This is a genomic window from Streptomyces celluloflavus (assembly GCA_000720995.1).
GTDB lineage: Bacteria > Actinomycetota > Actinomycetes > Streptomycetales > Streptomycetaceae > Streptomyces > Streptomyces celluloflavus.
Genome location: JOEL01000017.1, coordinates 77,887 through 90,764, shown reverse-complemented (window position 1 = coordinate 90,764; position 12,878 = coordinate 77,887). Strand labels below are relative to the sequence as shown.

The 12,878-nt window shown below is 69.6% G+C and carries 10 protein-coding genes and 1 tRNA gene; 8 read left to right on the top strand and 3 right to left on the bottom strand.

Annotated elements, in window-relative coordinates:
- Positions 1-140: 140 nt before the first annotated feature.
- On the bottom strand, positions 141-503 hold the full coding sequence (locus IH09_RS18060) for a winged helix-turn-helix transcriptional regulator (protein WP_052857320.1): 363 nt from the start codon (positions 501-503) through the stop codon (positions 141-143).
- A 124-nt stretch (positions 504-627) separates the two neighbouring features.
- On the opposite strand from IH09_RS18060, the gene IH09_RS18055 reads away from it, so the two are divergent.
- The gene (locus IH09_RS18055) at positions 628-1,278 is read left to right on the top strand and encodes an FMN-dependent NADH-azoreductase (RefSeq protein ID WP_052857319.1); all 651 of its coding nucleotides are present in this window, start codon (positions 628-630) and stop codon (positions 1,276-1,278) included.
- Positions 1,279-1,548: 270 nt separating this feature from the next.
- Here the strand turns inward: IH09_RS18055 and IH09_RS18050 are convergent, their stop codons facing one another.
- Positions 1,549-2,796 (bottom strand): MFS transporter, encoded by a 1,248-nt coding sequence (locus IH09_RS18050; protein WP_110952396.1) that lies wholly within the window; start codon positions 2,794-2,796, stop codon positions 1,549-1,551.
- 134 nt (positions 2,797-2,930) lie between these two features.
- On the opposite strand from IH09_RS18050, the gene IH09_RS18045 reads away from it, so the two are divergent.
- On the top strand, positions 2,931-3,866 hold the full coding sequence (locus IH09_RS18045; protein WP_052857317.1) for a LysR family transcriptional regulator: 936 nt from the start codon (positions 2,931-2,933) through the stop codon (positions 3,864-3,866).
- Between the two features lie 297 nt (positions 3,867-4,163).
- Here IH09_RS18045 and IH09_RS18040 read toward each other — a convergent pair.
- Positions 4,164-4,247 (bottom strand) — tRNA-Leu (locus IH09_RS18040).
- A 503-nt stretch (positions 4,248-4,750) separates the two neighbouring features.
- On the opposite strand from IH09_RS18040, the gene IH09_RS18035 reads away from it, so the two are divergent.
- The 6 genes from IH09_RS18035 (at position 4,751) to pknB (ending at position 12,812) form a co-directional block, all read left to right on the top strand.
- Positions 4,751-5,587 carry an FhaA domain-containing protein gene (locus IH09_RS18035; RefSeq protein WP_052857316.1) on the top strand — a complete coding sequence of 279 codons (837 nt, stop codon included), beginning with the start codon at positions 4,751-4,753 and terminating at the stop codon, positions 5,585-5,587.
- 10 nt (positions 5,588-5,597) lie between these two features.
- Complete coding sequence (locus tag IH09_RS18030) at positions 5,598-6,125, top strand: FHA domain-containing protein FhaB/FipA (protein ID WP_052857315.1); 528 nt, start codon at positions 5,598-5,600, stop codon at positions 6,123-6,125.
- Positions 6,126-6,245: 120 nt separating this feature from the next.
- Positions 6,246-7,784, top strand: coding sequence for a PP2C family protein-serine/threonine phosphatase (locus IH09_RS18025; RefSeq protein ID WP_052857471.1), 1,539 nt, complete (start codon positions 6,246-6,248; stop codon positions 7,782-7,784).
- Between the two features lie 23 nt (positions 7,785-7,807).
- Complete coding sequence (locus tag IH09_RS18020; protein ID WP_052857314.1) at positions 7,808-9,196, top strand: FtsW/RodA/SpoVE family cell cycle protein; 1,389 nt, start codon at positions 7,808-7,810, stop codon at positions 9,194-9,196.
- Positions 9,193-10,662, top strand: a complete 1,470-nt coding sequence (locus tag IH09_RS18015) for a penicillin-binding transpeptidase domain-containing protein (protein ID WP_052857313.1) — start codon at positions 9,193-9,195, stop codon at positions 10,660-10,662. Before IH09_RS18020 ends, IH09_RS18015 begins: the two co-directional genes overlap by 4 nt.
- 146 nt (positions 10,663-10,808) lie before the next feature.
- On the top strand, positions 10,809-12,812 hold the full coding sequence (gene pknB / locus IH09_RS18010) for a Stk1 family PASTA domain-containing Ser/Thr kinase (protein WP_052857312.1): 2,004 nt from the start codon (positions 10,809-10,811) through the stop codon (positions 12,810-12,812).
- The last annotated feature ends 66 nt before the right edge of the window (positions 12,813-12,878 follow it).

Below are 12,878 nucleotides of genomic sequence, written 5' to 3'. Positions count from 1 at the left end.
GCGCCACCCGCCCGGCCCGGTGGACACTTCAGCACCACAAGCACGGCGGTCGGCGGCGGCCCGCCTCACGCCATCCAACCCCCGACCGCAGCACTCCGGCCACTTTCAGGTCGTTTCCGGTCGTCTCCGACCGCTGCCGGCTACTTCCGGAACCGCTCCGGACACTGCCCGCCCTCGGCAAGGTACGTCTCGGCCCAGCGCGACAGTTCCTTGAGCGAGGGTTCCATCGCCCGCCCGGCCTCGGTCAGCCGGTAGGCGACGCGCAGCGGCGGACCGGCGTCCACCTCGCGCACGACCAGGCCGGTCACCGCCAGCTCCATGAGGCGGTCCGACAGCATGCGCTCACTGATCCCGGGAATCGCCCGCCGCAGGTCGGCGAAGTGCACCGGACCCGGCATCAGGGTGGCGACGATCAGACCCGTCCAGCGCTTCCCGAACACCTCGAAGACGCGCGTCACCCCGCCGTCGACCTGCCTGCACATCGCCTCGTCGTGGTCCGCCATGCACCCAGGATACCGCCTTCCCGTATGCTGCTGCGAAAAAGTAAGTCACTATGCTATTAATAGTTACGTACGAATCCAACTGGCGAGCCGCACCGTCCGGCTGCGAACCGAAGGACCGATCCCCATGGCCACGCTTCTGCTTCTCGACACCTCCGTCTTCCCCGAGGGCCGTTCCGCCTCCCGCTCGGTGACCTCGGCCTTCCGCAAGACCTGGGAGGAGCAGCACCCCGACGGCACGGTCGTCCACCGCGACCTGGCCGCCGACCCGCTGCCGCATCTGGACGGCGTCGGCGCCGCCGCGGGCTTCGCCGATCCCGCGGCGCGCACCCCCGAGCAGCAGACCGCCTTCGCGCTCCGCACCCGGCTCGCCGACGAGCTGGAGCAGGCCGACGCGATCGTCATGGCCGCCCCGATGTACAACTTCACGATCCCCTCGACGCTCAAGGCATGGCTCGACCACGTGATCATCCCGGGCCGTACGGCCGGTGCCGAGCCGTCCGCCAAGGGCACCCCGATCGTCGTCGTCGCCAGCCGTGGCGGGTCGTACGCGCCGGGCACCCCCCGCGAGGGCTTCGAGTACGTCCAGAACTACCTCCAGGCCGTTCTGGGCGACATGCTCGGCCTCGACGTCGAGTTCATCGTCCCCGAGCTGACCATGGCGCCCGCCAACCCGGCGATGGCCGAGCTCGTACCGCTGTACGAGGCTTCCCGCGAGAAGGCGCACTCGAACGCCGCGGCCAAGGCCAAATCCCTCGCCCACCGCTTCACCGCCTGACGCACACGCCCCTGGCGCCACACCTCCGGACGCCCCAACTCCGGCCTGCCACAGCCCGGTTCCCCGCATCCCGCCGCGCCGCACACCCGCCGCTACGGGTCCGTCTCGTGGCCGGAGACCGCCGCCCCCGGAACCGCACCACCCGCACCGCTCAGCGCTGCCACGCACCACCCCGCACCACCCCGCGCCGCCCGGGGGCGCCCCCGGCCACGAGGCCAACAACCCCGTGCCCAACGCCCCCGGGCTCGCCCCACCCTCACCCTTCGCCCCTCACCTCTTGCCTCCCTCCGGTGCCCGCCCCGCCACCACCGTCACCAGCGCCCCCACCGCGAGCGCGCCGCCCAGCCACATCACCCCGGTGGTGCCCCAGCCGTCCGCGGCCCGGCCACCGGCGAAGGCCCCCAGCGCGATGGCCCCGTTGAACACGCCCACGAAGAGCGCCGAGGCCGCCTCGCGCGCGCCCGGCGCCGCCGCCATCAGCCAGGTCTGCGTGCTGACCGACACGCCCCCGTAGGCCAGCCCCCACACGGCCAGCAGCACCGCCGCCACCGGTACGCCCGCACCGCGCCCCAGTACCGGCATCAGCAACACGGCACTCGCCAGCACCCCGCAGATCACCAGCGCCGTCGCGCGCGGCGAACGCGCCGCCCCCGTACCGGCCGCGAAATTCCCCGCGAGACCCGCGACGCCGAAGGCCAGCAGCAGCGTGCCGATCTGCCCCGCGCCGGCCCCGGCCACCTCCTCCAGCACCGGCCGCACATACGTGTACGCCGCGAAATGCCCCGTCACCAACAGCGCGACCAGCAGCAGTCCGGTCCGTACCGGCGCGCTGCGGAACAGCCCCAGCACCCCGCTCAGCCGCACCGCACCGGTCGACGGGAGCGGCGGCAGCAGGGCGGCCAGCGCGACCGCCACCACCGCGCAGACCACCGCCATCGCCACGAACGCCGTGCGCCAGCCCCCGAGTTCGCCCACGAACGCACCGGCCGGCACCCCCAGCACCGACGCCGCCGCCACCCCGCTGAAGATCAGGGACGTCGCCACCGCCACCCGCCTACCGGGCACCAGCCGCACCGCGAGCCCCGCCGCGAGCGCCCACACCCCGCCCATCCCCAGCCCCACCAGCACCCGGGCCACCAGCAGCACCACGACATTCGACGCATTCGCGGCCAGCAGATTCGCCACCGCCAGCATCCCCATCAGGGCGACCAGCACCACTCGCCGGTCCATCCGCCCCACCAGCAACGTCAGCACCGGCGCCGCCACCGCCGCGACCAGACCGGTGACGGTCAGCGTCAGCCCCGCCGTCCCGTCCGAGATCCCCAGGTCACCCCCGATCGGCGTCAGCAGCCCCACCGGCAGCATCTCCGACGTCACCACCGTGAACGTCCCCGCCGCCAGCGCCCCCACAGCGGGCCACCCACCGCTCCGCACCCGCCCCGACTCGCCGGTCCGAGCCGCTGTTTGACCCACCGGTTCCGCGTCGCCCACCGGTCGCACCTCATCGATCTCCGTCATGCCCCCAGCCAACGCCGACGCCCACCGGGGAACAACGCCGAAGTCCTCACCCTTCAATAAGCAGGACTCATCGACCCACCACCACCGACCGCCAACCGCCCGCCGCCACCGCCGACCCGCACCGAAAGCCCGCCATGCCCGGTCCACCCGAACCCCCCGGCACCAGCAGCCTGGATCTCCGCGAGCTGGAATGCTTCCTCGTCCTCTCCGAAGAACTGCACTTCGGACGCACCGGCGAGCGCCTGTACGTCTCGCAGAGCCGCGTCAGCCAGCTCCTGCGCGCCCTGGAGTCCCGCATCGGCGCCCGCCTCGTGGACCGCACCAGCCGACGTGTACACCTCACCCCCCTCGGCGAGAACTTCCGCACCGCCCTGCGGCCCGCCTACGACGCCCTGCGCGCCACCGTGGAGACCACCCGCACCGCCGCCCGCGGCATCGAGGGCCGGCTGACCATCGGCTTCCAGGGCACCGCGGACGACCGCATCATGCGCGCCATCGACGCCTTCCAGGCCCGCCACCCGGGCTGCGACACGGAGATCGTCGAGATCCCGTTCTGCGACCCCTTCGGGGCGCTCCGCAGCGGTGCGGTCGACGTCGCCGTCACGCTGCTCCCGGCGGCCGAGCCCGATCTCACCCTCGGCCCGGTCTTCTCCGCCCAGCCGCAGACCCTCGCCCTGTCCGTACGGCACCCGCTGGCGTCCCGCGCCGCCCTCACCGCCGAGGAACTGGCCGCCGTCCCCCTGATCTCCGCGGACGGCCCCGCACCCGCCTACTGGCGCGAAGCGCACGCCCCCACCGTGACCCCCGAAGGCCGCCCCATCCCGGCCGGCCCCGCCGTCAGCACCCTGCAGGAGGGCATCACCCTCACCGCCGCCGGCCGCGGTGCCATGCTCCTCTGCCGCCCCACCGCCGACTACCACGGCCGCCGCGATATCGCCTTCGTCCCCGTCACCGGCCTCCCGGACTCCGTCCTGGGCCTCCTCCACCACCCCGCCCGCGAAACCGCCCGCATCCGTGCTTTCAGCGCAGCGGTGGCGAACGTGACGGCCACGACATACGTGACGACCTGACGCACGCGACCACCGCGCCGGATGTGACGTAGCCCTCAGCCCCGACGCCTCGAACTGCCCTTACCACCACCGCGAACACACCGGACACAACAGCCCGGCGGACCCCAACGCCCCAGCGACCTCACAGAACCGACGAACCCGATAGAGCCCGCGAACACACCGAACCCGTCGAACACACCGAACCCATCGATTCCGACGAGCTCCGCAAATCGCCGGCCCACCCGGCCCACCGACCCCACCGGACAAAACAAAAACCCCCGGCCGCCGGATTTCTCCGGAGACCAGGGGTCTCATCTGTGCGCGAGGGGGGAGTTGAACCCCCACGCCCTTTCGGGCACTGGAACCTGAATCCAGCGCGTCTGCCTATTCCGCCACCCGCGCATGGGTGCTGCCGATTGATTCTCTCACGTGATCCGGGCCGTTTGGTCCGGTGTCTTGTGCGAGCGCCTTCCGACATGCAGAAGATTAGCACGGTGTCGCGGGTGCCTTCACACCCGTTTTCCCCGGTCCCCGCAGCGCAGCGGGCCGAGGCCGGCCGCCGTCCGCGGCACCGGCCGCTCGCCGGGCGGCCCCTACAGGGTTCACACTCGCGGTGTCCGCCACCAGGGGGCCGGCGCCCGCACCCGGGGGTCCGACCCTGAGAAGAACCAGGGCACCCGCCCGGTCAGGAACGCCGCCGGTTGCGGGACACTGTCTTCAGGGCACATCTACGATCGCAGTGCACAAGCAGTGGGCAAGGAGAAGGCCAACACCGGGCAACCCTGTGAGGGGCGACACTCGTCCTCCAGGCGGGAGAGGGGAACCAGCCGATTTCCCGACGCGTGGATACGATCAGTAAGCAGTATCAGGACGACCCCGACGAAGACTGAGGAAGGAGGTGCTCCATGGGAGTACTGAAGCGTTTTGAACAGCGTCTCGAAGGTCTCGTCAACGGCACCTTCGCCAAGGTGTTCAAGTCCGAGGTGCAGCCCGTTGAGATCGCCGGCGCGCTCCAGCGCGAGTGCGACAACAACGCCACCATCTGGAACCGCGACCGCACAGTCGTCCCCAACGACTTCATCGTCGAACTGAGCACCCCCGACTACGAGCGCCTGAGCCCCTACAGCGGGCAGCTCGGCGAAGAGCTCTCCGGCATGGTCCGCGACTACGCCAAGCAGCAGCGGTACACCTTCATGGGCACGATCAAGGTCCATCTGGAGAAGGCCGACGATCTCGACACCGGCCTGTACCGCGTCCGCAGCCGCACTCTTGCGTCCAGCTCGTCCCAGGAGCAGCCAGGTCAGGCGGCCGCCGCCCAGCGCACCGCCACGGCGCCCCGTGGTGGCCAGCCCGGCGGAGGTCACGTGGGTCCGCCCCCGATGCCCTCGTCCCCGCCTCCCGGTAGCCCGCAGCCCATGCCCCGTCCGGCACCGCCCGGTACGGGGGCGCAGCCGTATGCGCAGACCAGGCGCTGGATCGAGATCAACGGCACCCGCCACCAGATCTCGCGCCCCACGCTCGTCATGGGCCGCTCCACCGACGCCGACGTACGGATCGACGATCCGGGGGTGTCTCGGCGGCACTGTGAGATCCGGGTCGGAACGCCCCCCACGATCCAGGATCTGGGATCCACGAACGGCATCGTGGTAGACGGGCAGCACACCACTCGCGCTAATCTCCGCGACGGCTCGCGGATTGTCGTGGGCAGTACCACCATCGTTTACCGGCAAGCCGAAGGGTGAAGCGGGGGCAATGTCAGAGCTGACCCTCACGGTCATGCGGTTGGGTTTCCTCGCCGTACTGTGGCTGTTCGTCATCGTGGCCGTTCAGGTCATCCGCAGCGATCTGTTCGGCACGCGCGTCACACAGCGTGGCGCCGCCCGGCGAGGTGGGCCGGACGCGCGTACGCAGCGCCAGCCCGCCGCGCCGCCACCACAGCAGCGCCGCCAGGAAGGCGGCCGCGGCAACAACCGTCAGCGCCGAGGCGCGCCCACCAAGCTGGTCGTCTCGGAGGGCACCCTGACGGGGACCACCGTCGCCCTCCAGGGACAGACCATCTCGCTGGGCCGCGCGCACGACTCGACGATCGTGCTGGACGACGACTACGCGTCCAGCAGGCATGCCAGGATCTACCCGGACCGCGACGGCCAGTGGATCGTCGAGGACCTCGGTTCCACCAATGGCACGTATCTGGACCGGAACCGGCTGACGACGCCGACTCCGGTCCCGCTGGGAGCCCCGATCCGCATCGGCAAGACCGTCATCGAGCTGCGGAAGTAGTACGACAATGAGCGAGCGGAGCGAGCGAGCCGCGGCGGTCCACTCGGCGGACCCGAGCGTGCTCCCGACCGGAGGGTGGGCACCGTGCGGATGTACCCCGAACCGACGGGTGAGGTGCGCATGAGTCTGTCACTGCGCTTCGCCGCCGGATCGCACAAGGGCATGATCCGGGAGGGCAACGAGGACTCCGGTTACGCCGGGCCGCGCCTGCTCGCCATCGCCGACGGCATGGGCGGTCAGGCCGCCGGCGAGGTCGCCTCCTCCGAGGTGATCTCCACGCTCGTGCAGCTCGACGACGACGTGCCGGGTTCGGACATCCTCACCTCGCTGGGCACCGCCGTGCAGCGTGCCAACGACCAGCTGCGGGTGATGGTCGAGGAGGACCCCCAGCTGGAGGGCATGGGCACGACCCTGACCGCCCTGCTGTGGACCGGTCAGCGGCTCGGCCTCGTGCACGTCGGCGACTCGCGCGCCTACCTGCTGCGCGACGGTCTGCTGACGCAGATCACCCAGGACCACACCTGGGTGCAGCGGCTCGTCGACGAGGGCCGTATCACCGAGGAAGAGGCCACCACGCACCCGCAGCGCTCGCTGCTGATGCGGGCCCTGGGCAGCGGTGACCACGTCGAGCCGGACCTCTCGATCCGCGAGGTGCGGGCCGGCGACCGGTATCTGATCTGCTCGGACGGACTGTCCGGGGTCGTCAGCCACCAGACGCTGGAAGAGACGCTCGCCGGCTACCACGGGCCGCACGAGACCATCCAGGAGCTGATCCAGCTCGCCCTGCGCGGCGGCGGACCGGACAACATCACCTGCATCGTCGCCGACGTCCTGGACGTGGACGGCAATGAAACGATGGCCGCCCAGCTCAACGACACTCCCGTCATCGTGGGCGCCGTAGCCGAGAACCAGCACCAGCTCAGCGACCCGAGCACCTTGCAGACGCCAGCCGCCCGCGCCGCCGAGCTCGGCCGCCGGGACGTACCGCCGCAGGACCACGGAGGCGCCTTCGGCCCGCCCGGCAGCGGCGACCCGGAGGTCGGGGGGACGCCGCAGGGCTCGTTCGGCGCGTTCACCGACGAGGAGTACCTCAAGCCCGCGCGGCGCGGGAAGTGGCTCAAGCGGTCACTGTTCACCGTGCTGGTGCTGGGCGTCATCGGCGGCGGGCTCTACGGCGGCTACCGCTGGACGCAGACCCAGTACTTCGTCGGCGCCAAGGACGACCACGTCGCGGTCTACCAAGGCATCAGCCAGAACCTGGCGTGGATGACGCTCAACAAGGTCGACGAGGACCACCCCGAGATCGAACTCAAGTACCTGCCGCTGTACCAGCGCAACCTGGTCAAGGGCACCATTACGGCCGACAACCGCAACGACGCGCGCGAGAGGGTCTCCGACCTCGGCAAGCAGGCCAGTGCCTGCCGCGTCAAGGAGCAGCGGGAGACCGCCGAGCGCGAGGCGGCTCACGCCAAGGGCAAGAGCCAGACCGGCGGAACCCCCGGCAAGAACGGTTCGTCCGGCGACAGAACAGGCAAGACCGGCGGCGTGCCCGGCGCACTGGCCACGACCCCGTCCGACACTCCCTCTTCCGCGGCCGGCCAGGCCCCCTCCGCCGAGGAGCAGCAGAAGCTGGAAAAAAATTGCAGCACCCAGCAGTGAGGGCGTAGGGGGCCGTACAACTCATGAGCAGTACCACCACCAACACCACCACCATCGGCACGATCGGAGCCCCGAGCCGCCGCAACACCGAACTGGCGATGCTCGTCTTCGCCGTGCTGGTCCCGGTGTTCGCTTACGTCAACGTCGGCCTGGCCAAGGACGGTTCGGTCCCGGCCGGTGTCCTGGGCTACAGCCTCGGGCTCGGTCTGCTGGCGGGCATCGCGCACCTCGTCGTCCGCAAGTGGGCGCCGTACGCCGACCCGTTGATGCTGCCGATCGCCACCCTGCTCAACGGCATGGGCCTGATCTTCATCTGGCGGCTCGACCAGGAGCCCTCGCTCGGCAAGGCGATGGCGCCCAACCAGCTGATGTGGTCCACCTTCGGCGTCGCGCTCTTCCTCGCCATCCTGATCTTCCTGAAGGACCACCGCGTCCTCCAGCGCTACACCTACATCTCGATGGTCGTCGCCCTGGTCCTGCTGGTCGCCCCGGTCTTCTTCCCCGGTGTGAACGGCGCCAAGATCTGGATCACGATTCCCGGTCTCGGCTCGCTCCAGCCCGGCGAGTTCGCGAAGATCATCATCGCGATCTTCTTCGCCGGCTATCTGATGGTCAAACGCGATGCCCTGGCCCTGGCCAGCCGCCGCTTCATGGGCCTCTACCTCCCGCGGGGCCGCGACCTCGGACCGATCCTCGTCATCTGGGCACTGAGCCTGATGATCCTCGTCTTCGAGACCGATCTGGGCACCTCGCTGCTCTTCTTCGGCCTCTTCGTCGTCATGCTGTACGTCGCCACCGAGCGCACCAGCTGGATCGTCTTCGGTCTGCTGCTCAGCGGGGGCGGCGCGGTCGCGGTGGCCACCTTCGAGTCGCACGTCCAGACCCGTGTCGACAACTGGCTCAACCCGCTGGCGCTGGCCTCCAACGGCGGGGTCACGGAAACCGCCCAGGCCATGTATTCCTTCGGCTCCGGCGGCATCCTCGGCTCCGGCCTCGGCCAGGGCTACTCCCGGCTCATCCTCGGCATCGCACCGAAGAGCGACTACATCCTCGCCACGGTCGGCGAGGAGATCGGCCTGGCCGGACTGATGGCCATGCTGCTGCTGTACGGCCTGCTGATCGAGCGCGGTCTGCGTACGGCGCTGGCCGCGCGTGACCCGTTCGGCAAGCTGCTGGCGGTCGGTCTGACCGGCGCCTTCGCGCTGCAGGTCTTCGTCGTCGCCGGCGGCGTCACCGGTCTCATCCCGCTCACCGGTATGACGATGCCGTTCCTCGCCCAGGGTGGTTCATCCGTGATCGCCAACTGGGCACTCGTCGCGATCCTGCTGCGTATCAGCGACACCGCGCGCCGGCCCGCGCCGGCTCCCGCACCTTCCACCGACGCCGAGATGACCCAGGTGGTCCGCCCGTGAACAAGCCCCTGCGCCGGGTCGCGATCTTCTGCGGCCTGCTCGTCCTGGCTCTGCTGGTCCGCGTCAACTGGGTCCAGTTCGTCCAGGCCGACGAGCTCAAGCACGACATCCACAACCGCCGCGTCGCGATCGAGCGCTACAGCACGCCGCGCGGCAACATCATCGTCGACGGCAAGGCCATCACCGGCTCGACGGTCACCGACAGCGGCGACTTCAAGTACAAGCGCACCTACAAAGACGGCAAGATGTGGGCGCCGGTCACCGGCTATGCCTCGCAGGCGTTCGACTCCGACAAGTTGGAGAAGCTGAACGACGGCATCCTCAGCGGTACCGACGACAAGCTCTTCTTCAGCCGCACCGTCGACATGTTCACCGGCGGCAAGAAGAAGGGCGGCGATGTGGTGACCACCCTCGACGCCAAGGCCCAGAAGGCCGCCTTCGACGGGCTCGGCGACAAGAAGGGCGCGGTCGTCGCGCTCAACCCGGAGACCGGCGCGATCCTGGCGCTGGCCAGTACCCCGTCGTACGACCCGTCCACCTTCGCCGGGATGACCGACGCGGACTCCAAGGCGTACAACGCGCTCCAGAAGAAGAACGACCCCAGCGAGCCGATGCTCAACCGGGCGCTGCGCCAGACCTACCCGCCCGGCTCCACCTTCAAGGTCGTCACGGCCGCGGCGGCGCTGGAGCACGGGCTCTACACCAACATCGACGCCAAGACGAACTCGCCGCTGCCCTACACGCTGCCCGACACCGCCGGTCTGCCGCTGACGAACGAGGGCAACATCCCCTGCGAGAACGCCAGCCTCAGGGAAGCGCTGCGCTGGTCCTGCAACACCGTATTCGGCAAGATCAGCGCCGACCTCGGCAACAAGACGATGATGGCCGAGGCGGAGAAGTTCGGCTTCAACAACGACGAGGTCGACACCCCGGTCCGCGCCTCGGAGAGCGTCTACCCGAAGGACAACCGGCCGCAGAACGCGATGGCCGGCATCGGGCAGGCGTCCAACCGCGCCACGCCGCTGCAGATGGCCATGGTCACCGCGGCGATCGCCAACGGCGGCAAGCTGATGAAGCCGTACATGGTCGAGCAGCTGGTCGCGCCGAACCTCAGCGTCATCCAGCAGCACACTCCGCAGGAGATGAGCCAGCCGCTCAAGCCGGAGAACGCGCAGAAGATCCAGCAGATGATGGAGACCGTGGTCAAGGAAGGCACGGGAACCAACGCGCAGATCGACGGCGTCACGGTCGGTGGCAAGACCGGTACCGCGCAGCACGGCGCGAACAACAAGGACAACCCGTACGCCTGGTTCATCTCCTACGCGAAGACCGACAAGGGCACACCGGTCGCTGTGGCCGTCGTCATCGAAAGCTCTGACACCCTCCGCGACGACATCGCGGGCGGCAAGCTGTCCGCCCCCATCGCGAAGAGCGTCATGGAGGCGGTTCTGCAAGGCAAGAAGTGACCCAGGTCATGCCAATACCGGTCGGATATCAGGTGACGGCCACGGCCTGGAAGGGCGCGGCGTGCCGGGTACCGTATGGCCGAACAGCACACCGCCGGACCACACACCGGTGCGGTCGGGACTGACGGAGAGGGCTGGAGAAGCTTATGGAAGAGCCGCGTCGCCTCGGCGGCCGGTACGAGCTGGGCTCGGTGCTCGGCCGCGGTGGCATGGCGGAGGTCTACCTCGCCCATGACAGCCGTCTGGGCCGCACCGTAGCTGTGAAGACGCTGCGGGTGGACCTCGCCCGCGATCCGTCGTTCCAGGCCCGGTTCCGCCGGGAGGCCCAGTCGGCCGCCTCGCTGAACCATCCGTCGATCGTCGCGGTCTACGACACCGGCGAGGACTATGTCGACGGGGTCTCGATCCCGTACATCGTCATGGAGTACGTCGACGGTTCCACGTTGCGCGAGCTCCTGCACTCCGGTCGCAAGCTGCTGCCCGAGCGCTCCCTGGAGATGACGACCGGTGTCCTCCAGGCGCTGGAGTACTCGCACCGGGCCGGCATCGTCCACCGTGACATCAAGCCGGCCAACGTCATGCTGACGCGCACCGGCCAGGTCAAGGTCATGGACTTCGGCATCGCCCGCGCCATGGGCGACGCCGGCATGACGATGACGCAGACCGCCGCGGTCATCGGCACGGCGCAGTACCTCTCGCCCGAGCAGGCCAAGGGTGAGCAGGTCGACGCCCGTTCCGACCTGTACTCCACCGGCTGTCTGCTCTACGAACTCCTCACAGTGCGGCCGCCGTTCATCGGTGACTCACCGGTCGCGGTGGCCTACCAGCACGTCCGCGAGGAGCCGCAGAAGCCGAGCAACTTCGACCCCGAGATCACGCCCGCGATGGACGCCATCGTCCTCAAGGCGCTGGTCAAGGACCCGGACTACCGCTATCAGTCGGCCGATGAGATGCGGGCCGACATCGAGGCGGCGCTGGACGGCCAGCCGGTCGCCGCCGCTGCCGGCCTGGGCGCGGCGGGTTACGAGCAGGACCGGCCGACCACCATGCTGCGGGCGCAGGACCCGGCGGGCCAGACGGCGATGCTGCCGCCGATGAACCCGGACGACGGGGGCTACGGCTACGACGAGCGGCCCGACCGGCGCCGGGGCGGCGGCCAGAAGAAGAGCCGTACCTCGACGGTTCTGCTGGTGACCGCGGGCGTCCTCGTGCTGGTCGGTGCGATCTTCATCGGCAAGGCGATGTTCAGCGGCACTGCCGACAGCGGCAAGGTGTCGTTGCCGAACCTCGTCGGCAAGACACTGGCCCAGGCCAAGGACGCCGGGCTGAACGGCAACTTCAAGGTTGCCGAGGGCTCCAGTGTGGCCTGCGACAACGTCAAGAAGAACCAGATCACGAAGCAGGAGCCGGCCTCCGGCGCGAAGATCGACAAGGACGGCCCGGTCACCGTCACGATGTGCAGCGGGCCCGAGGAGATCTCGGTCCCCAACGTGAAGGGCCTGACCCTGGCCGACGCGCGGTCGGAGCTGGAGGCCAAGGGCTTCACCAACGTCGAGTCCCACGAGACGGTGTCCGAACGCGACCCCGGCACCGTCGCCGAGCAGGACCCGCAGGCCGGCGCCAAGAAGACCAAGAACACCAAGATCACGCTGTCCATCGCCAAGGCGGCCAAGAAGACCACGGTCCCGAGCGTCACGGGCCAGGACTTCAACGCGGCGTCGAAGCAGCTGACGGATCTCGGTCTCCGGGTGAACAAGCAGGAGCAGGAAGTCTCCGATCCGTCGCAGGTCGGCAAGGTCACGGCGATGGACCCCGGGGCCAACTCCCAGGTCGAGAACAACTCGACCGTCACGCTGACGGTCGGCAAGGCGGCGGCGCAGACGCCGGTTCCGAGTGTGGTCGGCCAGTCCCTGAAGGACGCCAAGAAGGCGCTGCAGCAGGCCGGATACACGAACATCCAGTTCGCCGACGGCAGTCCGCAGGACAAGAAGGCCCGGGTTATCGCCCAGGACCCGGCAGGGGGAACGCCCACCGACCCCAAGTCCACCACCGTGAAGCTGACCACCATCAGTATCGGCGGGGATGACAACAACGGAGACGAGAGCGACGGCGGTGGTCTCATCAGCGGTCCCTGGGGCCACCATCACTAACGGACCGCACCACGTATGAACGGAGCCCCGGCCGCCTTGACGGCGACCGGGGCTCCGTTCTGTGTG

What these genes read in the sequence shown, in the direction of transcription:
- IH09_RS18035 (WP_052857316.1), top strand. Translation starts at nt 4,751, where the DNA reads ATGGGAGTACTGAAGCGTTTTGAACAGCGTCTCGAAGGTCTCGTCAAC.
- IH09_RS18060 (WP_052857320.1), bottom strand. Translation starts at nt 503, where the DNA reads ATGGCGGACCACGACGAGGCGATGTGCAGGCAGGTCGACGGCGGGGTG.
- IH09_RS18050 (WP_110952396.1), bottom strand. Translation starts at nt 2,796, where the DNA reads ATGACGGAGATCGATGAGGTGCGACCGGTGGGCGACGCGGAACCGGTG.
- IH09_RS18045 (WP_052857317.1), top strand. Translation starts at nt 2,931, where the DNA reads ATGCCCGGTCCACCCGAACCCCCCGGCACCAGCAGCCTGGATCTCCGC.
- IH09_RS18025 (WP_052857471.1), top strand. Translation starts at nt 6,246, where the DNA reads ATGAGTCTGTCACTGCGCTTCGCCGCCGGATCGCACAAGGGCATGATC.
- IH09_RS18020 (WP_052857314.1), top strand. Translation starts at nt 7,808, where the DNA reads ATGAGCAGTACCACCACCAACACCACCACCATCGGCACGATCGGAGCC.
- IH09_RS18030 (WP_052857315.1), top strand. Translation starts at nt 5,598, where the DNA reads ATGTCAGAGCTGACCCTCACGGTCATGCGGTTGGGTTTCCTCGCCGTA.
- pknB (WP_052857312.1), top strand. Translation starts at nt 10,809, where the DNA reads ATGGAAGAGCCGCGTCGCCTCGGCGGCCGGTACGAGCTGGGCTCGGTG.
- IH09_RS18055 (WP_052857319.1), top strand. Translation starts at nt 628, where the DNA reads ATGGCCACGCTTCTGCTTCTCGACACCTCCGTCTTCCCCGAGGGCCGT.